22 protein-coding genes are annotated in these 23715 nt (G+C 38.2%); 18 read left to right on the forward strand and 4 right to left on the reverse strand.

Features of this window, described 5'->3' with window-relative positions; translation table 11 throughout:
• The first annotated feature begins 3 nt into the window (after positions 1-3).
• The 5 genes from IW510_RS15375 to IW510_RS15395 all read left to right on the forward strand — a co-directional run bounded on the left by IW510_RS15375 (position 4) and on the right by IW510_RS15395 (position 6251).
• Positions 4-2505, forward strand: a complete 2502-nt coding sequence (locus IW510_RS15375) for an ATP-binding protein (protein ID WP_202061160.1) — start codon at positions 4-6, stop codon at positions 2503-2505.
• Between the two features lie 13 nt (positions 2506-2518).
• Positions 2519-4282: a CD3337/EF1877 family mobilome membrane protein gene (locus IW510_RS15380; RefSeq protein ID WP_202061162.1), complete on the forward strand. Its 1764-nt coding sequence runs from the start codon at positions 2519-2521 to the stop codon at positions 4280-4282.
• Positions 4275-5309: a phage tail tip lysozyme gene (locus IW510_RS21650; RefSeq protein WP_202061164.1), complete on the forward strand. Its 1035-nt coding sequence runs from the start codon at positions 4275-4277 to the stop codon at positions 5307-5309. The genes IW510_RS15380 and IW510_RS21650 overlap by 8 nt, the downstream gene beginning before the upstream one ends.
• 64 nt (positions 5310-5373) lie before the next feature.
• The gene (locus tag IW510_RS15390) at positions 5374-5763 is read left to right on the forward strand and encodes a hypothetical protein (protein WP_202061166.1); all 390 of its coding nucleotides are present in this window, start codon (positions 5374-5376) and stop codon (positions 5761-5763) included.
• A gap of 71 nt (positions 5764-5834) precedes the next feature.
• Entirely contained in the window at positions 5835-6251 is a 417-nt protein-coding gene (locus IW510_RS15395) for a hypothetical protein (RefSeq protein ID WP_202061168.1), read from the forward strand.
• Positions 6252-6265: 14 nt separating this feature from the next.
• Here IW510_RS15395 and IW510_RS15400 read toward each other — a convergent pair whose 3' ends face one another.
• On the reverse strand, positions 6266-6625 hold the full coding sequence (locus tag IW510_RS15400) for a hypothetical protein (protein WP_202061170.1): 360 nt from the start codon (positions 6623-6625) through the stop codon (positions 6266-6268).
• Positions 6626-7235: 610 nt separating this feature from the next.
• Between IW510_RS15400 and IW510_RS15405 the strand changes: the two genes are divergently transcribed.
• Positions 7236-7442, forward strand: a complete 207-nt coding sequence (locus IW510_RS15405) for a hypothetical protein (protein WP_202061172.1) — start codon at positions 7236-7238, stop codon at positions 7440-7442.
• A gap of 216 nt (positions 7443-7658) precedes the next feature.
• Entirely contained in the window at positions 7659-8621 is a 963-nt protein-coding gene (locus IW510_RS15410) for an MBL fold metallo-hydrolase (protein ID WP_202061175.1), read from the forward strand.
• Positions 8622-10149: 1528 nt separating this feature from the next.
• Here IW510_RS15410 and IW510_RS15415 read toward each other — a convergent pair.
• The 3 genes from IW510_RS15415 to IW510_RS15425 form a co-directional block, all read right to left on the reverse strand.
• Positions 10150-10836 carry an ImmA/IrrE family metallo-endopeptidase gene (locus IW510_RS15415; protein ID WP_202061178.1) on the reverse strand — a complete coding sequence of 229 codons (687 nt, stop codon included), beginning with the start codon at positions 10834-10836 and terminating at the stop codon, positions 10150-10152.
• A gap of 13 nt (positions 10837-10849) precedes the next feature.
• On the reverse strand, positions 10850-11212 hold the full coding sequence (locus IW510_RS15420) for a helix-turn-helix domain-containing protein (RefSeq protein WP_202061179.1): 363 nt from the start codon (positions 11210-11212) through the stop codon (positions 10850-10852).
• Between the two features lie 620 nt (positions 11213-11832).
• Positions 11833-12222, reverse strand: coding sequence for a helix-turn-helix domain-containing protein (locus IW510_RS15425; protein ID WP_202061181.1), 390 nt, complete (start codon positions 12220-12222; stop codon positions 11833-11835).
• Between the two features lie 159 nt (positions 12223-12381).
• Here IW510_RS15425 and IW510_RS15430 point away from each other — a divergent pair, with 159 nt between their 5' ends.
• The 11 genes from IW510_RS15430 (at position 12382) to IW510_RS15480 (ending at position 23706) form a co-directional block, all read left to right on the forward strand.
• Entirely contained in the window at positions 12382-12606 is a 225-nt protein-coding gene (locus IW510_RS15430) for a DUF739 domain-containing protein (protein WP_202061183.1), read from the forward strand.
• A gap of 287 nt (positions 12607-12893) precedes the next feature.
• Positions 12894-13085, forward strand: a complete 192-nt coding sequence (locus IW510_RS15435; RefSeq protein ID WP_202061184.1) for a hypothetical protein — start codon at positions 12894-12896, stop codon at positions 13083-13085.
• Between the two features lie 42 nt (positions 13086-13127).
• Positions 13128-13472: a hypothetical protein gene (locus IW510_RS15440; protein WP_202061185.1), complete on the forward strand. Its 345-nt coding sequence runs from the start codon at positions 13128-13130 to the stop codon at positions 13470-13472.
• A 100-nt stretch (positions 13473-13572) separates the two neighbouring features.
• On the forward strand, positions 13573-13992 hold the full coding sequence (locus IW510_RS15445) for a transcriptional regulator (protein WP_202061186.1): 420 nt from the start codon (positions 13573-13575) through the stop codon (positions 13990-13992).
• 957 nt (positions 13993-14949) lie between these two features.
• Positions 14950-15276, forward strand: coding sequence for a hypothetical protein (locus IW510_RS15450; RefSeq protein ID WP_236674767.1), 327 nt, complete (start codon positions 14950-14952; stop codon positions 15274-15276).
• Positions 15277-15321: 45 nt separating this feature from the next.
• A complete protein-coding gene (locus IW510_RS15455) occupies positions 15322-15564 on the forward strand; it encodes a hypothetical protein (protein WP_202061187.1) in 243 nt (80 codons plus the stop codon).
• A gap of 234 nt (positions 15565-15798) precedes the next feature.
• On the forward strand, positions 15799-15957 hold the full coding sequence (locus IW510_RS15460; protein WP_202061189.1) for a hypothetical protein: 159 nt from the start codon (positions 15799-15801) through the stop codon (positions 15955-15957).
• Positions 15958-15973: 16 nt separating this feature from the next.
• Positions 15974-17296: a hypothetical protein gene (locus IW510_RS15465; protein WP_202061192.1), complete on the forward strand. Its 1323-nt coding sequence runs from the start codon at positions 15974-15976 to the stop codon at positions 17294-17296.
• A gap of 74 nt (positions 17297-17370) precedes the next feature.
• Positions 17371-17928, forward strand: coding sequence for a hypothetical protein (locus tag IW510_RS15470; protein WP_202061194.1), 558 nt, complete (start codon positions 17371-17373; stop codon positions 17926-17928).
• Between the two features lie 83 nt (positions 17929-18011).
• On the forward strand, positions 18012-18233 hold the full coding sequence (locus IW510_RS15475; RefSeq protein ID WP_202061196.1) for a hypothetical protein: 222 nt from the start codon (positions 18012-18014) through the stop codon (positions 18231-18233).
• Positions 18234-18465: 232 nt separating this feature from the next.
• Positions 18466-23706: a hypothetical protein gene (locus tag IW510_RS15480; protein WP_202061198.1), complete on the forward strand. Its 5241-nt coding sequence runs from the start codon at positions 18466-18468 to the stop codon at positions 23704-23706.
• Positions 23707-23715 lie beyond the last annotated feature (9 nt).

Here is a 23715-nt window from a genome sequence, read left to right on the forward strand (position 1 = left end):
AATTTGAAACTACAATTTCCATTGAACAAAATAAAGGGAAATATGATGTTTACGAACAACAATGAAATTTGGGCGTATTACAGAATCAAATCAACAAGCATACCGCCGACGGCGGATAGAAAGAAAGAAGAAATTAAGCGCAAGTTCATGCACTTAGTGAATGAGCTGCAAAGTGTGGGCGGAATTGATATTTTTATGGTACCTCGTGATATGACACTAGAAGAACGATTTCAAGAACTGGCTAAGTCTTTCAGTCCTGATGTAAAAGAGACGGCTGAACATTATGCAGAACAGACTATTCAGAAGTTACAAAATGAAATGGGTATGATCTATACATATGATTGGGTATTAGGTGTACCTTTAAAATCTGCATTTGAAGTTGATTCCTTTAAAGAGGGAATTAAGCGGGTGTATGAGAACTTTAGAAAGAATGTTTTGCATTTTGCGGGGTATCAACTCAATGTTCAGGATAGCGATTTTGAGGAGGTTGAGGAGCTAGAAAGTTTAATTTCAAGGAAAACAAGTATGTTTCAAGGTGAGCGATTGACCGAAAAAGAAATGTATTACTTGAATCGTTTGAATTTTATTCGCAATATGCCTCATTCGCTGCAAGGTCAAGCCTCTAATACATCAGTAGAAAATATTACTGACTGTATTATTGATCCTAGTCATGCGGGAATGTTAAAGCTAAAGAGTATAGAGGGCGAAAGCACTATTGCTATTTTGCCATTAGCAGAAACGCCGAACGTACTGAACTATATGCACATTGCAGAAATTGTTCAAACGCTGCCGTTCCCTGTTGAATTGCGTTATAAAGTCAAGTATCAAAATCTTAAAGGGTCGTTAGGGGTGGCGGGAAAAGCGAACCGTTCGGCGCTGCGTTTGAAAAACGTAGTGAAAGAAAGTCGCTCTGTTGGGAATAATGAAAGCAGACGGGTGTCTCAAAGTCGCTTGATTGTAGAGGATTTGAAAGAGCAAGTTGAGGGCGAAAAGGCTATAGTGAACTGGTTAGGCTGTATTGTGATTTATGCAAAGAGTGTAAAGGAATGCAAGCAGCGAATTAATACAGTAATCTCATTGTTTAAAACTCGAAAAATACAGATTTCTCGTGCACAATCACAACAGGTATATCTGTACTACAAGAATTTACTGGGTGTGGGGCTTGAATCTAGTGATACTAAATGGATTCAAACGACCAATACAGCCGGATTCTGTGAAAATCTTCTTGCTATCAATCAGCGGGTAGGTTTTAGAACAGGGTGGTATATTGGGCGTGTTGATCCACATATTTCGGGGGCTAAAAGTCTACAAAGTGCAACATATTCAAGTAGAAATATCGTACTGACGAATCCGTTCACCGCTAACAAATGGAATGAGGAAATGGGAACGGCAAGCCCTCATATCGCTGTAACTGGTGAAACTGGTATGGGTAAGACGTTTCTGGTGAGTTTGATTTTTACATTTTTATCAATGTTAGCAGTAAAAGGGCTGTTCATTGATCCAAAAACGGAAAAAATCAAGCAATATAAGCATTTTTTGTCTGATCCACGAAACAAGAAAAGATATCCGCTTTACTACTCATTAATAGAGCAGTTTCATTTAATCACGCTTGATCCTAACGATGAAAAGAACTTTGGTGTGCTTGATCCGATTACTTTCTTATCTGGAACTGATGCGAAAGATACGGCTGAGGCTATGATTTATCAAATGATAAGTCTTGATGATACTCGTGTCGGTCAATCTGAATTATCTAAAGCAATCCGGCAAGTGGTAGAATGGCGGGCTGAGGGGCGAAAGGTCGGTATGCTCCATGTGGTTAAATTGCTACAGGATCATGAGAATACAGAAGTACAAGAAATCGGAAATCTGCTTGATGAAAAGGTTCAAGGCAGTATTTTGCGCTTAGGATTTTCGGACGGTCAAAATGAGGGGCTTAATTTTGAGGAGAGGATAACGATAGTAGGGGTTATGGGTCTTTCAGTTCCTAGAGAGTCCGATGATCCGTCTACCTATTCACAAAGTGAAAAGAAAAGCCTTGCTCTTATGGTGCCGCTTGGTAAGTTCTGTGAGAAGTTTGGCTCTATGAATGATGAAGAGGAAACCTTTGAGGTATTTGAAGAGGCTTGGATTTTCAATACTACAGCAGTAGGGAAGAAAATACTTAGTTCAATTAAGCGGGTCGGACGATCTCAAAATAATATGCTGCTCTATTCTACTCAATCAGTTATGGACGTGACAAGTGAAGACGATCATGGGAACTTTGGTACGATCTTTGCATTTAATGAGCCGAAAGAAGAGGATAAGATTTTACAGCACGTCGGGGTTGATGTGAGTGAGAAAAATCGTGAGTGGCTTTCTGGTATGAAAAAAGGTCAGTGTTTAATGCTTGATGTGTATAAGAACGTTCAGAAAATATCAGTGCATTGTCTGTTTCCTGAAATCAAGAAAACATTTGATACAGTGAAAGAAACATCAAACAGTCAAGCTGAAAAAATGTTCGTGTAAGGAGGGAATGAAAATGGATAAATTTTCAGTAAATTCTTACATGTCACTGATGAACACTGAGGGTAGCTTTTGGGTAATTGGTGACGAAAAAATGTATCAACTCATAAATTTTCTAATAAATATAGGTATGGTTTTAAACAGGTGGATTTATCAGCTCGTGGATCTTAGCCTACAAATATTTATGAGTAATACAGTATTTGAGGATACTATAGGAAGTGTATTCAAAGTTGCGGTGAATCTTTATAGCTCCCTATTTTCAAGTCTAGGAACTACGCTGTTTATCTTTGCTCTTGTGTCTATCTTCATGATCTTTACCTTATCAAGTCCACAAGAAGCATTTAGAAAGATAGTTGTGCTCTTTGCAGTCATCGGGATAAATTTTGTAGTTTATTCTAGGGGGGAAGAGTATCTAAACGATGTGAACGGAATTTTTGAAGAGGTTGAAACGGTAATGACTTCTGCTATTGCCTTGCCGATGTTCGATAATGAGGGAAATCAAACGGAACTCAATGCGGGTGCTGAAAGCTCTGTTGATGTTATGCGGGAAACCTATTTTAAAGTGTCTATGCAACAAGCTTTTGCAATGGTGAATTTCGGAACACCTGAGTATAAAAAGGAATTTGAGAAATTTTTATATACAGTAGACCAAGAGAATGATGAGAATGCAAAAAAAGACCTTAAGGATAATGTTAGAGAAGCAAGTGAAGAAAATCGTTACTTGACGCCTGATGGTGGGCTAGACAAAATGTTTATAAGTGCCTATGCCGTTGTTTCAAATCTCTTTGTTGGTGCTCCGCTTCTTCTAATAGCTGTGATGAAATTTCTTTTGAAAATCATTATTTTATGTATGGTCTTTGGGTTGCCGATCCTAAGTCTATTAAGTCTGATCCCCAAATTTTCAAATAGCATTTTCAATGGTATCGGAAAAATGATGATGGTGTTTTTCATCGGTGTTTTTCTATCAGTTGCAATGTACTTGTTTTTCTTCGTCATGACATTAATTGATAGCTCGGTAATAGCTCTTGCGGGGGTAGCGGGTGGTGCAACTTTAGTCAGTTGTGTTCTTGCAGCGATTGTTAAAGGTGTTACAGTTTTCTGTATTGTGAAATTTAGAAACCAAATCGTTAGCTTTGTGACTGGTGGAAGAGTAACAAACGTGAACGGCATGGATAGACGAATGTTGAGAGAATTGAGAAAGAATAGAAAAAATTCTGATGTTGATGTTCGTGTTTCAAATCCGTCAAATGCTGATACTAGTGATAATGAGGAAAGTTCAAACTCTACTGATCTTTCTGATGTGGATTCTCGTGACTATACCGATCCTGTGGAAATTGAGAATTGGCAAGACAATGTTTCTAATCAAGAGGAACAGCCTGATCCGGATCATACTGAAACGAACGAGAATCGGGCTGATACCGAAAAAATTGATCTTGAAAAGGATATTGAAGAGGAACAAGAAGAGGCGGCTGATCTTGAAAGGATTGAGGTAGAAAATGATGTTGAGACAGATGTTGAAACAGTTGATCCGGTTGAAGTTCTTCCGGCTGATCTTGAAAAGCTAGAAGTTGAGGAGCCTGAGCCTGTGGAAGTTGAAACTGAAAATCTGGATTCTTTAGAAGCTGCTGAACCTCCTGAACATGAATATGGCGATCCTGATTCCGTTGAAGTGAATAATCAAGTGAATCATGAAATGAACGACTACAGCACTTTAGAGGAGCCGCCAGAAGTGAATCATGAGGAATACTATGAAGAGTTAGAAATGTTAAGAAATGAGTAAAATGTTGAAAAGGTTCGGTAAGGTCGTTCTGCCGTTCCTTTTTCTGCTTCTATTTGTCATTTTTCTTTTCGGTGGTAGTGGTATATCTGGATCAAATGGAGGATCAAGCAAGCCGGAACTATCAACAGAAGCAGAACAAAATGCTTGGGAAATCTGGTCTTTACTCAAGGAAAAGGGTTGGACTGAGGAAGCGATAGCCGGACTTTTAGGGAATATAGACCAAGAGACGGGTGGAACTTTTGTGGCTGATACAAATGAAATCGGTGGTGGCGGTGGCTACGGTTTAATTCAATGGACTCCTAAAAGTGTTTTGCTTAATCATTTAGAGCTTTCTGATATTTCTGGTGATTACAAGACAATAAAGACACAAGTGGAAATTATCGACTGGGAATTATCCGGAGTGGGTCGGGGTTATATTCCTACTTCTGCATATCCTTACAGCGGTGAAGAATATAAGCAACTTACAGATTTAAAGAAAGCAGCTACAGCATATGAGGTAAATCGTGAACGTCCTCGTGATCCACACCCTGAAAGGCAAGAACTAGCTCAGAAATGGTATGACCTGTTTCATGGTGCTTCAAGTCCTCCAAGTTCCGGTGGTGATAATACGGCTACTGGGTGGAAGAAAAAAGCGATTGAATTGGCATATGCTGATGTTGGGAAAACTTATCCGACAGGGTGGAATGCTGAGGGTGAATGTATCAAAGCTGTTCAAAGGTGGATCAACTCCGGCGGCGGTCGTTTTGGTGTTGGTGGTGTTCGGTCTGGTTATATCAACTCAGGAGCGAAAGAAGTATCAAAAAATGAAGTACAGGCGGGTGATGTAATGCAATATGAAAGCATAATCAGTCCTGATTCATTTAGTACAGGTGTCCACACGCTTTTAATTACTGGTGTCAATGGTGACGGTACTTTTAAAATCGTTGAATCTAACAATCCGGGCGGTTCTGGTCTTGTGAGTGCAACAGAAAATTGGACTCCTAGACCTCCGGCGAATTTTAGAACAGTCTATTGGCGTTTTCCTTAAAAATGCTAGTGATGATCGCTTTTAAATGTTACAATATGATTTGTTTAGAACAGGAGGGAACAGAGTGAAAAGATACATCGGGGTGGTTCTGGTTGTTTTAATAGTTTTGGTTGGCTGTGGTGAAAGTTCTAAGTCAAGTCAAGGGGAAGCGATCGTTGAGGCTGTATTTGAGTATAATTCTAATGAAAATGAAAATAAAATTCATTATGAAAGAAAGCAATCCAATGTGACGGTTTATGAATCTGGTAGTGACTTTTATGTTTTGATGGAGAAGCAAAAGGTTATGGATTCTGGAACTAAGACTGTGACTGATTCAATTTATAGAGTGAGAAAGCATGATAAATTTTCTGTTTCTCAATCAGATATTGAACAAGAGTACAATGAAGATATTTTAAAGGATAACCTATCAATCATTTATGAAGAAGAGAATGTTGATTTAGTAGATGAACTGTAATAGTTGATAATATTGAACTGGTAAAGATGAAAATCTTTGCTGGTTCTTTTTTTTTATTTTGGAGGTATGCAATGAATGAACTAATGAAGCAAATGGGATTCATGATATACGAATCTTCTGTTGAAAATGAGAATGATCGTTTTCCGCCGGTGCTGTTTGAAAGGCAGCTATCTTTGCAAACGTCCTTGATTTTAGAGGCTGAGGCGAATGGAAACGGTGAGAGGTATGAATATTCTTTTTATAAAATAAAGTATGTGTATCAAACAAACGCTATAAAAGAAGTAAAAGTCTATCTATCTGGCGGTGGTAAGGAATACGCAATAGAGAGGGTCTTTGGGTGGCTCTTGAATGTAGGCCTTCTTTCCGCTGATGTGGTTTCTGATCTGAAAAAGGAAATTAAAATACCTGAAAGAAAGAAACCTAGAAAGCGATATAGTCAAAGAAAGATAGACGAACAAAGAAAGATAAAACTGGGGGTAATAGAATAAGCCTATTTCTAGGCTTATTTTTTTATAATGAAATATAGTAGACCAAATGGCGCAATAAAAAGAGCGAATAGTAGTGCGAAAAAAAACTTTGATAACCATGCTATTAAACCTACTATTCCCAACAAATCTAAGTCTGCAAAACTAATATCAGTATCAAATCCCAAAGCTTCTAAAATGGAATCTATTGTAAAAAGACTAAGGGGATATAGCATAAAAGAGATAGTGATAAGAAAATAATGAAGCAATTTGAACTTAATTTCATTATCTGAAACTTGATTAATTGAAATAAGTAAGATAAGCGTGAATGCTGCAATTAGGTAGCATTTTATAAAATAACCAATTCCTAGGTCATCTAAAATCTTCTTTAGTATCATGTTATCAATCCTTTTTAATTTGTTTTAGTTAAGTATACCATATCGAAAAAATAAATTGCTTTGCTCTTTTGTTTATACAGTTATTTAATAGCAAAAAAACATGACTAGAAAATGTCTAAAATGGCTATAAAAATCTATAATATAAATAAAATGAATAAAATGCCTAGTGTTTTAATAAGGTTTATAAGTCCTTAAATGCTTTCATGTCACTCGTAAAGCATACAAGGAGAATGGGAAGAAATTGACAAGTAGAGCAAAGGTGACAAGCTTGTAATTACTGAAACTGAAATATTAAACTATAAAATTTCAGAAGACAAGAAGCATTTAGTTATAAGTCAAGGTCAAAATTCCGACAGTGTTTCTTAACGATTGATGATGTATATTATCGTATAGGGAAGTAAAGAGCACGAGGAATAAGAAAAGAAAATAGAAGAATAAAGCTAAATGGAGTAGTAAAGAAGTTATTTCTTTACAGGTCCTTTTTTGTTATTTGGAGGTGTAAAATGAATGAATTAATGAATCTTCTGCAGAAAATGAGAATGATCGCTTCCCGCCTGTGCTTTTTGAAAGGTAGTTGTCTTTTCAAACGTCCTTGAACCTAGAGGCTGAGGTGAATGGAAGAGGTGAGAGATATGAATATTCTTTTTGTAAAATAAAGTATGTATATCAAACAAACGCTATAAAAAAGGTTAAAGTCTATTTATCCGGTGGAGACAAAGAATGTGCAATAGAGAGGTTCTTTGGGTGGCTCTTGAATGTAGGGCATCTTTCTATTGATATAGCTTTTGATTTGAAAAGGAATTTAGGTGTTTTATAGTTAGAAAATATAGTAAAGAAGAAATTTGATTTTTGAAGAAACATTATTTCTAAAAAGTAATTAATTTTTTGTGTTAAGTAATCAATTTGTGGTATGATTGACTGGAGAGAGAGACCTAAATGAATGTATTGTGACTTCTTGTCTTAAATAATTATGCTTTTTATTATTTAGTTCTATTTATCGACTTCAAAATAACTAATATAGGAGGATGTTTTTATGAAACGACTTTTCAAATGGATTGGTGGAGTAGGCTTGGTTTTATTACTGGCAGCGTGTGGGAGGCAAAATGGCACAATAGATTCGACAGCAGTTTCTTCTGAAAATACTTTTGAGAAAGAAAGGACTGAAACTAAAAATGTTGTAAAAGAAATTGAGTTAGCTGATGGTGTAAAAACAGTTGTTTTTGGTGCAGATGAGATAAGTTTTAGTGTAACCTCCACACTAATTATTAGTGGAGATAATGCACTGTTGGTTGATACGAAGTTTACTAAAAATGATGGACAGGAAATTGTTAATTATCTAGAAAAGAATAAGTTAAATTTAACAGATATTTTTATTTCCCATGGAGATCCAGACTATTACTTTGGACTTGAGGAAATTAAGAGCGTTTACCCTAATGTCATTGCGAAAACAACACCGAGTGTAGCTGAACATATTACAAATACGGTATTAAATAAATTAGTAGTTTGGGGAGAAGTTTTGCAAGATCAAAAACCTCGAAATGTTGTTTTACCAGAAATTTATACAGAGAAGGAATTTACTTTTGAAGGAATTGATATTGAAATTTTTGGTTCAGATGAAAGTCGAATTTCTTTGTACATTCCACAGTATGAAATGGTTTTAGGCGGACCAACAATTGTTTCAGGAAACCATATGTTTTTGGCAGATATGAGTACAGAGAAAGATCGTGAGCGTTGGCGAGATAATCTTGTAGAAATTCGTGATTTAAAACCAGAAATTGTAATTCCTGGACACACGAACTTGGCTAAAGAAAAATTTGATAGTTCTGCCATTGATTTTTCTATCGAATATTTAGATAAAGTTGCTGAACTTTTACCTACTACAACTACAAGTGACGAATTGATTCAAAAAATTCAAGATGCCTACCCCGATTTACAAAGTTTAGAGGTACTAAACCTAACAGGACTAGTTTTAACCGGTGAAATGGAGTGGAAATAAGCATTTAAAATGGGTGATTCTGTAAGAAAACCAACTGGTAAGTATTTGCTCCAGTTGGTTTTTTATTTACATGTTAAAGGAAGATAAAACTAGGGGGGGATAGAATAAGCTTATTTCTAGGCTTATTTTTTTATAATGAAATATAGTAGACCAAATGGTGTAATAAAAAAAGCGAATAGTAGTCGAAAAAGAACTTTGATAACCATGCTGTTAAGCTTACTGTTCCCAACAAGCAAAACTAATATCAATATCAAATCCCAATGCTTCTAAAATGGAATCGATTGTAAAAAGACTAAGTGGTACAGCATAAAAGAAATAGTGATGAGAAAATAATGAAGCAATTTGAATTAAGTATACGATATCAAAAAATAAATTGCTTTGCTTTTTTGTTTACACAGTTATTTAATGGCGAAAAAACATGCCTAGAAAATGTCTAAAGTGGCTATGAAAATCAACAATACTAATAAAATGAATAAAATCCCTAGTGGTTTAATAAGGTTTATATGCCTTTAAAAGCTTCCATACCACTCGTAACGCGTAGGTCGTAGGTTCGATCCCTATAGCTGGCATACTATAAAAAGCTGATACCCTCAACAGATTCAATCTGTTGAGGGTATCAGCTTTTTTGATGAAGAAAATTATTCAATAGAAAAACCTTCTCAAGTGAGAAGGTCTAGGAAGAAAACACGTTTGATTAGTAACAACAGAATAAGTTAAGTAAAAATTGCAAGAAAAAAATACAACACATAATAAAGTAACAACTCCTTTGCATAAAGTAATTATAAAATAACATAAAATGGCTATTTTGTCTACATTAATTCACAAAAAGCGTGTTACGTTTGTGGATAAAAAGAAAAAACCTCCTAATTAGGAAGTCTTAAAAAAAAGAAATAGGAGAATCTCTGATAATGCATCGATTGCCCATCCGAATAGTTTTCTGGCTTTTTTCATCTACAACACCTCGTAACCCAACTATAGCATAAGTGAATAGGCCAAAAAATAGGACTTAAGTATGAGAGAAAATATTTCTTTCTTAACTTTCTATAGGATAGTGAGTAAAATGAAGAAATTCATCATTGAATTATATAATTAACTAAAATTTATTTATATATATCCAAATTTAACAATTTAAATTCTAAATGTTGTATAATTTTTTTTAGATAGTTATTTCATTGGAAAATATTGATAGAAACTAAAAAAATACAACAAGGAGGTTATTCAAAAAGATACATTAAAATAGAAATCAATTTTTTTACGTTTGAAATAAACTTTTCGCTGCAAAAGGGGAGATATAAGGGTTCCAATAAAATGGAAGTAAGAGGATTCTCGAACGAAGTCGCACGTCTTTCACTATTCCGGAGAAACTGCGTAACTAAAGCAATAATATTGGCAGATAATCACTTTTTTGATGATTGCGTCAGAAAGTAAATGTATCCGACATGTTGCTCTAAAAAGCAATAAAGACGAAAACAATAGGATGCATTGTTGTTTTCGTCCTTAAAACGGCTGAAAGTATCAGGTAAGTAACTTAATATAAGCCGAGTATGCTATTTTCATAATCCAAAATGATTTGCTTCTCTACAGTTGATCCCCAGGTAGACATGAATTTATGGTAGATATCCCTATTTCCGGTCGCCTGTAATCGCGTTGCAGAGGTTTGTGCCAATTCTTCGGACATTCCGCATTTTAGTTTTCCAAAACTAACGAGTCGTCTCCACAACGCAGAACGGCTCATTTTATACTCTTCTGCGATAGAATAGAAGGATTTTGCTGTATACAATGTTTTTAGTAAAGAAATATCAGGCAGCATGATGATGCTTGCGGAAAGGTTTGCCAATTCTTCAGTCAGCAACTCATCTTCAGTATAATAGGCCGGATTCTCTTCCATATTGAAGAAGGTTTGAGAAATTTCTGTCTTTGAAACGTCATAATGGCAATGGCTTACCTCGTGGCAAACACTGAAATTGAATCTGTTTTGCGACATTTTGGGGTTGATAAAAATTTTGATTTTTTTCCCCTTCTTTACAGTTACCGCAAGAAAAAAGTCTTCTTCTGTAACAGGAATGTTGGTGTCAATCTTAATCTGTTCTTTTTGAAGATAGTCGTTGACGAACATGTCAAAGGTGTATTCAGCAGGCTCGAGATTATTTTTCAGGATATATTGATTGATTAGTAAATTTGTTAAAGAATATCGAATATTTATGGCTTCGTTCATGTATTCTAAACTCCTACTCATCTTCATTCATAGACTGTACAATATAATTCATCAGATTCTTTACCTGCTTTTTATATTGCTCTTTTTTCTCTTCGCCAACAGCTTTCTCACCTTTTCGAAACATCATCAATAAATCCGCGTATTCATCATCAACTGCGGAGTCATTTGGAATGTCTGATCTGCCCATCAAATAGTCAATAGAGACATTGAACTGGTCTGCGAGCTTATCAAGTACTTCGCTGGGAACATTTGTAATGGTTCCTCGCTCATAATTTGAGATATTTTCTCTTTTCATGTCAAGAATATCCGCCAGTTCTTTTTGAGACATATTATTTGCTTTTCGCAATTCTTTTATCCTCGATGCTAAAGAATTCATATTTTTCTCCTTAAATTTTTAATGAAAAGTGTTGCGTAATTGTCAATTACCTGATACAATTTAATATGTAATTAAAAGTTACAAAATAATGTTAATTAACTATATATATTATAGAACGTAATTTATAATTACGCAAGGGGATAATGAATGAATGATTCCCAATCTTTTAACCAGACCCAAAAAGGAGAAAAGAAAGGGACTAGAATATGGAATATAAGGAAGAAATTTGTAAGATGATTCAAGAAATATCAGATACAGCGTTGTTGGAAAAACTGTATAAGCTATTGCTTGTGGTTCGGAAGAAAAGGAAGAAAGGCTGAAGTATCTGTTGTGGTTATGGTGACAGTATCTATTGGTTTTATTATCTAAATAATCGTTGTCTCGGAAATAGGCTGGCAATCATTCAGTCGAAAAAATGAGAATAATGAAGTGTTGAGAATTTCTTATTGTCATGTGGGGCTTTGTATATAGGCTTTGAAAATAAGCCGAAAATTTCAAAGGTGTAAAAATCAACTTCGAAATTCCCGGCTTATTTTGATTAGTCGTGTTGCTCGCCTATTCCGTAAAGAAAGAAGGGAGTTGTGTTTTTCCTTCTCCTATTTACGGAAGAGCTTCATACATTATTTTTTGATGTCCAGTAATGAGTCAACCAAATTTTCTACGACGATAAGATCCTTATCGTTAAGCAGAACAATTTTTTTAAGCAATTCATTGTATTTATTTTCTTCATCCAGAAAAAAATCACTTGCAGCGTCAATAAACAGATCATCTGCTTGTTTTTTGTCAGAACGTTCCATTGCAACATTTTCATACCCCATCAACCATGCTTCGTTGACATTTAGAGCCTTCGCAAGAAAGTAGACATTGTCTTGTTTTGCTTCATAATCGCCTTTTAGATAGGCACTGATTAAGGCGCGGGAAACACCACTTTTTTCAGATAATGTGATTTGCTTCATGTTTCTCATGTCCAATGCCTGTCTTAATCGCTGAGCGAAAGAATATTTCTTCAATTTTTTCTACCTCCTAACCATTCATTATAAAGAAAACTTGATTAATTAGCAAGATTTTTTAGTTCATAAAGATTTTCTTGACAGAATAATTCCAGAATGGTATTCTTGATTTGTCAAGAAAACTTGATTTAAGTTGTGGAGGAATTCTATTTGAGGAATATGAGATTTGATTATGATGCGCTGCTGGAAAAGATTAATGTCAGGTTTGGATCGGTTTTGCTTTTTTCTCTATGTAATAGTATAAATGATTCTGATTGGATAGATGTGATGTCCGGAAAAATGTTTTTTGAGCAAAGTCAGATTGAAGAGATATGTTTGCTTTTAGCAATAGATAGTCAAGAAGTTGGAGAATATTTTTTTAAAGAAAAAATCAAGTTTTCTTGATTTTTATGATTGCAAAAAATAGAAAGAAGGAAAAGTAATGAAATACACAACTAGGATTACGTTAGCATTATCGATTCTCGTGGCAAGTATAGGTTCAGTTCTTATTTATGAAAGCTCACATTTGTTTTTTTTTGACAGTCTATCCTCTCATAGTCGGTTGGATTATTGGTGAATGTATCAACATCCCGGAAAAAAAGATATGGAAAAAGTGGCAAGGATTTAAGAGCCGCAGCATCATACGCTTAATCAACCTCATTGATTATCTAACAGAAAACGGGGAAAGATAAATGGATAGAAAATGGGCACTTACTGAAGGAAAGCGACATGCGGATAAATGGTATGAGCTTCATCAACCACTGATTGAGGCAAGACAATATGTAGAACGACTCCATATAAATCAAGAGGTTGGAAATAGCACGAATGACTATCAGCAATTGTTTAAAAATACTATGAATGGTTCCGCATTGAAAAGCAATTAATTGAACGTGAATCCGGATTGAGTAACAGAAGGGGGAATGATTATGGATGAAATAAAAACGATAGAAGATTTTTGGGAAGTCGTGGATGATTTTAGGCAGGAAAAAGAGTTGAACTGGCAAGAACTGGTTGGTCATAATGCGAAGCTTGCAGCTGATCGAAAGCTGAATCCTTCCTTAGCTGTCATTTTAAAAATACAGGAAAAGTTGGAGGTCAATATGTTTACTATTTTAGCAACTGAAGTATCAGAATTAGGGGAACCGATTGAGAAGGATCCCTGGGTACCGAATAAAATGGCACAGATTTATGATTTGATTCAATCAGATTACTGGATGGAAGATGAGGAGACTGTAAAGAAGGTTCAAGCCTTGGCTGAAACCATTAGATAGGTGCTTTGAAGCTCGCTTTCAGCTAGCTGGAAACATTATTTTAGAACAGGATATAACAAAAATAGTATGAACTGCATCAAGGATAAGGGAGAGTACAGACATGAGAAAATCGACATTTAACTATATCAAGGATATTTTAGCGGATTATCCGAGAATAGAAGAGTACATCAGACAGAGAGAAGAGGAACTTCGCTATCCTTATCGTGAAAATGATTTGAATGCAGGAATTAAGGGGACAAAGGCTGATTATGACACTCAGGCGAATATGATGATAACCATTGAACAGGATCAGCGATTAGCTGCTTTAGAAAGGAACAAACGGGTGATTTCTGATATTTTGGAGGATTGTTGTGAGGACACGCAAACAATCATTCGAGAATTGTATATGCGCCGAATGCCGAAGTATACGATTCAGGGATTAATTACAAATGGCTTGATTTTTGTTGGTAGAACCAAAGCATTTGAGCTAAGAGATCAATTTTTTGAAGAGGTGGCAAGAGACTTGAATCTTAATGTTTAGTACTGAACGATTTCCGTATTTTTGAGATAGATTTTCACTATAAAATAGTATTATCAACAAATGTGTACAGCATTGGCAGAGAAAGTGAAAGCAGAATTTGCGGAAAGCTTTTTAGCTGATGCTTTTCTATTTACTAGGTGGGAGGGCTATTCTCAAAAATGAAGCCTTACAGCAGGATTTCCATACTTGAATTACCGTATTTTCAATACGGACGATAGACGGATTTTCGTAGTGGACTTTCATTATAAGATAGTACCATCAAGAAGTAGTTGAAGCGGAAAAATAACAGAATAATATTGAAATTCAGTACTTTTTCATCGCATAAAAAACAGTGAAAGAGTTAGCGTTTCAATAGATGAGAGGTTGTTTATTCGTCATCAACTGGTTTGTTGAGAAATGACAGAGGCTCAGAAAAACGGAGGTTCTTACTCCAAAAGATTAACGATGACTGCTGAATAGAACAAATGAACGAGAAAGCGGACGATGTTCGGATTTTTGCTTCCTCATTCCAATGTAAGATAGGTTCATCGAGAACAAGTTGCAACTGCACTAGCTGACGGAAGCCCACAAATAATTAGCGAATAACTTCCAGTTGAAGGTGCAGCAGCAATGAAACCTAGATGTTCATCTACAAAGTATCAAATCATCCATTTTTTAGTATGAATAGATGATAAGCAGGTTTAGTTTTTCGATGGCTTTTAGCAGAGCCAGAAAAATTCCGGCAGATGATTTTTCTTACAAAATCCTAATTGAGTGAACACCTTTGGGAAAGAAGGATTCATCTACGTTTTTATAGATCAAGATATGCAACACATATCTTTCATCGGATTTATAAAAAACGTTAAAGTGAGGTGGCTTGGATAAGGGAACTAGTTATGAAGCAGTAGTTTATCAGAATCTTTAAAGAATCTGAGACAGTCAAAAAAGGTGAACACGTTAGTGGTGGAGAACTGAGAATTGAAGGGCAGTGGAGTAAAAATGACGAAATATTTCAAATTAATCACTGGGATCGATACAGCAATGACTTTGAATGTTGCTCGTACTGAAAATGGACAGGCTGTGTATAGCCATGTTCGATTGAATCCCGGTGAAAGATATGAGCTTGGTGATGACGACTTGTTTATTCAGTCTCTAAAACAAGCGAAAGCTGAAAGGCGTTACTCCAAGCAGTTAGAGACACAATTGAAAGCTTCCGGGATTGACTATACCCAGTCAATCTGTAAATCATGCGGAGGCAAAGCAACCAGACTGTCTTATTCTGTGATTGAAATCATTGACGAGTAAATCTACCGTCGGATTAATCCGATAAATGAGTTGGAGGGCTGCGAGATGAAGGTCCAGTTTATGGGGATCAAACAGCAAGTAATGAAATCCGGATGCTCTTCCTGTGGAAGCAGACGAGTATCAAATCATACATTTCAGCGTGAATCACGGATGGTTTTGCCAAGTGGGCAAACAAAGACTTTTTACGCCGGTGAAGTGTATGACGTGATGGAAAATGACGGGCATTTTTTGGTGAAGCAAACCTATAGCTTAAATGGGAGCTTAGTCGAGATGTTTAAGGAAATTTAAGCAATACTCGTTTTAGTCGTATTTATTATTTAACTAAGAAGAACAGGCGATTTCTGAACATTTAGAAAAAGAGCAACATCAATAAAAGCAAGAGATTGTATGACAGAACGCTCCCTCAATCAGATTGAGACTGTACTATAATCCGCTGAACAATGTATGTCCAAATCTTTGGTTGAAAACAAGGATTTGCTCATAAATAATAACCGATTACGGTAACTCACAGGAGGAATGAACATGGCAAAAGAAAAGAAAGAAACCGCGAAAAAGGAAACTGCTAAAAAAGAAACGATGGATAAACAAGCATTTATCCAACGGAAGCTAATGGTCTTAAACAAAAAAAATGGTGGAAGATACGAGCGAGATGCAGCACGTGTCGTTCAAAGTAACCAATAATTAGGAGGAAAAATTAATGACAACAAGATGTGGCAATGATACATTGATTTCTAAAATCGGAATGAAATCTATGAACAAACTAATGGAAGTGGATTTTGCAGTATTAACAGATATTGACAGCTGCGTAAAAATCAACACAAAAAATTATGCAGACATTCCAGCAGGAACAGCAGCATATAACATGTACAGTACACCGGAAGATATGTTCAACTGTTTAGCGGAAGGCTGTAAAAACACAGGGACACTGACAGTTATGAACCCGGCTGGTCAAGCTTCTGCTGCGGCTTTTGAGCTACGTGCAGATGCAACAGAATTTGCAGCAGGTGTGGTAACTTATTATGTTCATTTCCCAACAGCTGGAACTTATGATCTGAAAACAACAATTTCAGATATCAAAGACAAAGGGCAAGCAGAAGCAGACATTTTTGAACAACAATTTACAGTTGCAGCAGCTGGTTTCCAGCCGGTCGTTATTGACCTGTTGAAACCAACTTCCCAAGTACCTGTGAATAAAGGTTGGCAAGAAACAGGTGAAGGTGTATACATTACATTGGAAGTAACACCTGAAAGCACAATCAAATCAGATATCGGCTTCTCTTCTATCTATATTTATAACAGCTTAGAAGATTTCGAAGTGAATGATGTTGTTAAAATCGGCTGTATCGATGAGTTTGCAGGCGAGTTGACAGTAGACCCAGTTGAAGCAAGCTGCTTCGGTGCCGGCTACGATGCATCAAGTATTGCAATTGAAAGAACATTGACTGGTAAGAGCGTAACTGCTAACTACTGGAAACTAAATCCTTTAATGTCTAAAGGTCATATGACAAGCGGCTGGGTAGTCCAAACTGCTGAAAAAGAAGTCTTAACAGACGATACTTTGGACTATGGCTACATTCAAATTCCTGACATGTTTATGGACGAATGTGCTTTCGTAACAGCAGCAATCGCTGATAGCTGTAATGTAACAGATTCATTATTGACTCGTGTAAATGCACCGGTAATGATGGATATCAATGAAAAGCAGTTTATCGTTTTTGAATCAGGAAAAATTGTTTTCCATAAATCATTAGCAGGTAAAAAATTATTGATTAGCTACCCTAAACAAGTGGATGTAGAGCACTTTGTAGCTAGCGAATCTTCACTGAATGAACGTCGTGTACGCATGTCATTCGTTCAAGAACAGACAGATGGCGTGAAACAACATTACATTTACAACAATGTACTGGTTACTTCATTCCCTGGAACTGTGAACGGAGAAGAAACAACCTTCGAATTCACAATTTCTGTACAACGAGATAAAAACGGCAACTTCTACGAAATGTATCGAGTAGCTGAGTAAAACAAACAAGAAAATCGGACGATGGTGCTCCCAAAATGGGGGTGCCATCCAGTCGAAAATCAGGAGGAACAGAGATGGAAGAAAAAGGCATGAAAGCCGCTGATTTTTTAGCAATCAGCAACAAATTGAAAAAAACCAATGAGGATGACACACCTTTTGCTATCGTAAAGGATCAAGAGGTTTCCGTAATCGGAGATGCAAACAAAACAGAAGTAAAAACTGGTGATTATAGTGTGAAATTCCGGGTTCCTCAGTCTCAATTTGAGCAAAAGCCGGAGGGTGCCAAAGAAGTAGGAATGTACTATGTGTTTAGCGTAGCATTTGACGGTGTAATGATTACACCTCGTTCAGATTTGAAAATCGTTGATGCGATTATGAAAATCACACCATTTTTCAATAAGTTAAGAGAAAACGGTGAGATCGAGTCACTTGAAAAAGAAGAGCTGTTGTCTATCTTTATCAGTGCCGGAGATGAGATTCATTTGGCTATTTACAATCTAGTAGCAACCTTCCTTGGAATCGATGATCAGATGGGTGAGTATATGCTGCCATTCTCCGTTATCGAAAACCTGAATAAGATTATGGAAAATCATCCGGAAGTCTTCAATGAAGCTGATGTTTTTTTCGGTTAGTCTATAAAAAGGCTTGTGAGAATGAAACCTCGGTTGAAAAAGAATCAGAATCCTACTTTGCTACATTAAATATATATGTTTATATGGCACATTATGTAGGGAAAGTATTGAAGCAGCGCCCGAATGTCATTTTGGATACTTGGGGTGTTGCGGAATTGCTGATAGCCTATGGTCAATATGCAAATGAAGAAAGCTATGGCAATTTCCTTGAATGGAAATCTCTTAGCAATGAGACGAAACGAAAAGTCAAAAAACCTCGAGAATACGCAGTTCTGTTCTATACAACTGATGATCTGGCAGAATAGTTCAGTACAAGAAAGCTATGTATTTCAAAGAAAAGTAGTCCGATTCGGATTGGCTTTTTGAATTTGAGGATGCGACAGAACCATTGCAAAATAGAGCCTTATTTGAAGGCTGTAGAAATAGGTGAATGAAAATGACAAAATTCTGTAAACAAAGAATGTCGTTCGCACGCAAAGAACATGGGCAGCCGCTCGTGTTCTTTTGTTTTATAGAAAATAGAAGGGAGGCGAAGGAGTGGCGATAGAGAAAATATCTATAGACATAAAAAGTAACGCAAAAGAGATAGAGAATGAGCTTGCTCAAATCAATTCCCAGATCAAGGCGTTGAATAAAAAGAAAACAACGTTGAAATTGAACACACAAAGTCTTGATGATGCGACGGAACAGCTTGCTGAAATCAATAAGCAGCTTGCAGCGTTGGCAGCCCAAAAGACGGATATCAAGATTGGAACACAGGAAATTACAGAAGCAGAGATTATGCTGGATGTTTTGAGTGAAAAAATCAAGCAGCTGGATGGCGGAAAGATTGATACGGAGATATCCATCAGCATCAATGAAGTCGATATCGATTTGGAAAAAGTCGGAAGTGAGCTGCAGGAACAGGGCTTCAAATTTGTTAAGGGCTTAGCAGAAGTCGTTGGCGAAGGAGCCGCAGCGCTTAAAGAAGTCGGTGATAAAGTACCGGATGACATCGAGTCCATGCTTCCAAAGCTGGCTGGTATGGCCGCAGCGATTGCCGGTATGGGTGTACTGGTTGCTGTAGCTGGAAAACTTGCGGCCGATCATGCTGCTGAAGCAGATGCCGGGTTAAAAACGGTCAGTGAAATCAGTAAATTATTGGGCGAATCGGCAACTGCCCTGAAGCAGGTTGGTGACAAAGTTCCAACAGATTTGAGTGCGATGGCCACAAAGCTGGCGAGTATGGGTATAGCAATAGTTGGCATGGGCGCACTAGTTGCGATTGCCGGAAAAGCAGCTTCAGGCCGTACCGCCGAGGCGAAAGCAGGGTTTGAAGCGATTCGTGATATTTGCTTATTGTTGGGTGAAGCAGCAGAACCAATGAGACTTGTGGGTGAGAAAGTACCTACAGGCTTAAGCGCGATGGCGGCCAAATTGGCAAGTATGGGTATAGCAATAGTTGGCATGGGCGCTTTAGTTGCGATTGCCGGTAAAGTTGCTGCAGGTCGTTCGGCTGAAGCGAAGGTTGGTTTTCAAACAATACGTGAAATCAGCGGACTTCTTGGTGAAGCAGCAGAATCTATGGGACAGATTGCAACAAAAATACCATCAGATTTAGGGTCAATGGGTTCTAAGCTGGCAAGTATGGGCATAGCAATAGTCGGCATGGGTGCTCTTGTTGCCATAGCAGGGAAGTTGGCGACAGAGTTTCCTCAAGAGGCAAAGGCCGGTCTAAGTATGATTGTAGACATCAGCATTCTGTTACAGGAAGCGGCTGACACTATGGGTCAGATTGCCTCAAAAGTACCGGCAGGATTGGAATCCATGGTTTCGAGACTTGCAAGCATGGGCATAGCAATAGTCGGTATGGGCGCGTTGGTGGCAATAGCCGGAGCCTTGGCGACCTCATTCCCGGAAGCCGCTTCAGCTGGTCTAAGTATGATTATCGACATCAGTATCCTATTGCAGGAAGCAGCGGATACGATGGGTCAAATTGCGGCGAAGGTACCAGCGGATTTAGGTGAGATGGCTTCCAGATTAGCAAGTATGGGAATAGCGATCGTCGGTATGGGTGCGTTGGTGGCAATAGCGGGAGCGTTGGCAACCTCATTTCCGGAGGCAGCTGCCGCCGGTCTAAGCATGATTATTGATATCAGTATTTTATTGCAGGAAGCAGCAGATACAATGGGACAAATCGCAGCGAAGGTACCAGCCGATTTAGGCGAAATGGTTTCGAGATTGGCAAGTATGGGAATAGCGATCGTCGGTATGGGCGCATTGGTGGCAATAGCGGGAGCGTTGGCAACCTCATTCCCGGAAGCCGCCTCAGCTGGCTTAAGTATGATTATTGATATCAGTATCCTGTTACAGGAAGCAGCGGACACAATGGCTCAAATCGCAGCAAAAGTACCCGCAGACCTGGGTGAAATGACTTCGAGATTGGCAAGTATGGGAATAGCGATCGTCGGTATGGGTGCATTGGTGGCAATAGCGGGAGCGTTGGCAACCTCATTCCCAGAGGCCGCAGAAGCCGGTCTTATGATGATTCTGGATATCAGCATTCTATTACAGGAAGCGGCAACTACAATGGCTCAGATTATTGAAAAAGTACCCGCTAACTTAGGCGAAGTGGTTCCTAGATTAGCAAGCATGGGAATAGCAATAGTCGGTATGGGCGCATTAGTGGCAATAGCGGGAGCACTGGCAAACACCAATGCAGCTGCAGCAGAAGCTGGTCTTACCATGATTAGCAGTATTATTGGCTTGTTAACAGATTCAGCAGAGGCCTTGAAGCAAATCAATGAAAAGGTGCCTGCCAACATTGGCGATGTTGCTGCGAAGCTGGCAAGTATCGCAATAGCGATTGGTGGTATGGGCGTTCTGGTAGCAGCAGTTGGCGCATTGACTGCGACAGGTGTTGGAGCGATGATCGCCGGAGCTGGTCTGGCAACTGTTCATTTACTGGCTGCCGAGCTGGTTCATGTTTCAGCAGCCATCAAAGAATTAGATGATAATGTCTCTACCGACAGCACGGGTGTAAAAGAGAAGATTGATGCGATTGTCGAAGCGATTGGTCACTTCACGTCAGCGAATTTAGGAAGCGTATTTGATTTACTTGGCAATGCAGTCGGTGTGTTAAACACGGCGGTTGTTGCAGAAGGAATCAGCCAAATGGTTGGTGTTGGTGAAGAGCTGGAGCGCTTAGCAGAGATAGAGGTCCCAGACAATATTGAAGAAAAAATCAATTCAATTAAGGAAGTATTTGGGTACCTTGAAGGCGACGGCAGCTTGCTTGATAAAGCCAAGAGGTTCTTAGGAAGTGTAATGGATACAGGAACCAGCGCGATGGCAGCCGAGGAAATCGGCAATCTGGTTGCTGTTGCTAAAGCGGTAGAAGAGCTGGAAAAAATTGAAATTGGAAACTTGACTGACATACAAACCAAAATTGAATCAATCAAGGAAATCTTCGAGTACTTGCCGGAAAGCTCTGGCATCATCAGCCAAGCACTCAATGGCGGAGGCATCGATACTGCAATCGGAGAGCAGGCTGCAGAAGCAATCGGCAGTTTGGTAGCTGTTGCCAAATCGCTTGCTGAACTTGAGAGTATTGAGATTGGTGATATTGGCGCACTGGGAACAAAAATTGAAGAAATTCAAAGCGTCTTTGAGCATTTTGAAAAGACAAAAGGCATCAAAGAACGGATGGCTCAATTCTTTGAAGGCGGCGATATTGATACAGACCTTGCAGCAAAAGCAGAGGCGTATGTTGGTTCAATTGCCGCTGTAGCAAGAGCCTTTGAAGAAATTCAAGCTATCGAGCTGAATATGGACATGATCAAAGCCAAGATTGAAGAAATCCAGCAATCTTTTGATATTTTCCTGACGGAAGGTCAAAAGATTAAGGATGGTATGGAAGAAAACAAAATTGACACTGAGACAGCGACAGCAGCGAAAGATTATGTGACAGCGATTGCTACGATTGCTTCAGAAATGCTCAAAATTCAGGAAATCACGCTGTCATTTACGATGGTTCAAGAAAAAATTACAGCGATTCAGGATATTATTAAAGAGTTTGATGGTGTTGATTTAAGCTTTGAAATGGATACAGATGCGTTACAGTCTTCTATTGATAAGCTGAAGCTTGTCAATGATCTGATTACTCAACTGGAAGATGCGTTAAGCTTCACGTTTGATGCAGCGAAGCTGGAAACCTTCAAAGAGTCAATGGCGAATATGGTAATTGCACTGCAGGAAATCATGACGATGGACTTTGGTGGTGAAGCAGGCGCAGCCCTGACAAATCCTGAAGAGATGCTTAACTTTGTAGAAATGCAGCTGACGATTGAGTTAGCGATAATGAAGCTTAAGAAAATTAACGAATTGGGAACAGAACTGTCCAATAATCTTCAGTTCCATTTTGATGGAGAGAAGCTGGGCATTTTTGAACAAACAGTAGATAACATGAAGCTGGCAATCAACAAAATTTTGGAAACAGATTTTACACCAACGGGAGAGACTCCGGATTGGGATACCATGAAAGAATTCGTTTCAAATGCGATTATAAAATTGACCGAAATCAACAAGCTGGGTGAACAGCTTGTTACAGCACTTGGCTTCGAATTTGGTGAAGATCCGGTAGGGAAATTAAAGGGATTAATGGATCAAATCGTTGGTGCTGTTCAAGCAATAGAAGCACTTGACTTCAACAAAAAAATTCCAAGTACAGATGTTCAAGTGAATTCAGAAACGACTCTGACTGCTGCAAAACTTCAAGAAAAAGTTGTTGATGTGAAAGCTAAGATTGAAAGCCTTAGACAGCTCATTGAAAAAGTCAATGAACTCGCAACAATGACAATACAACAAGACCTACTGACGGAAACCTTGAGAATAGCTGGAGAATGTCTGAATTCCATCAAGGCATTTGCTGAGGGACTTCCGGAAATCAGTAATGAGAAAACCGATTTGATTACTCAAAGTGTGGAAAGTATTAAAGGACTGGTCACAAAACTGAATGAGCTGATTGCAAGCTTTACTCAGGTGGGGACCAACTATGCGCAAGCAATTCTGAATGGTTTCACGACATTTGATGTACCAGGTAAAATCACGACAATTATCACTACGCTAATCACTACACTTGGCTCGGATGATATGAAAGCGAAATTTACCGGAATCGGAAATGCCTATGGCACAAAACTGAAGGAAGGCTTTGCAACCGGTGTAAGTAATTTCATGAGTCCACTGACCGATCAGCTGGCGAACCTTAATCTGGAGGGCTACAAACTGCAGCTTTATAATGCAGGAACCAGCTTAGGAACGTCACTTTCTGATGGCTTCAAGGAAGCTGTTGCTGGAATGAGCAAGTCTGTGACAGACCAGTTGAATATAGCGAACAATACACTTAATGGTTCTGGAAGTGATAATAAAGGACCTCGAGAGGTAGCGACGGGCGGACTTATCCCAGGCGGCAAAGCAGCAGTTGGCTTCTCTTCTGGCTTCTTTAGAAGGCGAGGAACAGACACTGTTCCGGCAATCCTGACTCCGGGTGAGTTTGTTCAAAGACGGGCAGCAGTGAATACCTTTGGTGTTGATTTCATGAAACGGGTCAACAATCTGGATATTCAAGGGGCATTCCGTTCCTTGACGAATCGATTTGGTGTGCAAGGTATGACACCGGCAGTTTCTACTGTCATCAATAACATCAATCACACAACAAATAATGCAAATAGAGTGACCCAGCATGTGGTGGGCGGAAATGCTGACTACATTATGAAACGGGCCAGCCGCTATTTGAGATAGAAGGAACGA

Origin of the sequence: Enterococcus sp. BWR-S5 (genome assembly GCF_016745255.1) — a bacterium.
Lineage (GTDB): Bacteria > Bacillota > Bacilli > Lactobacillales > Enterococcaceae > Enterococcus_L.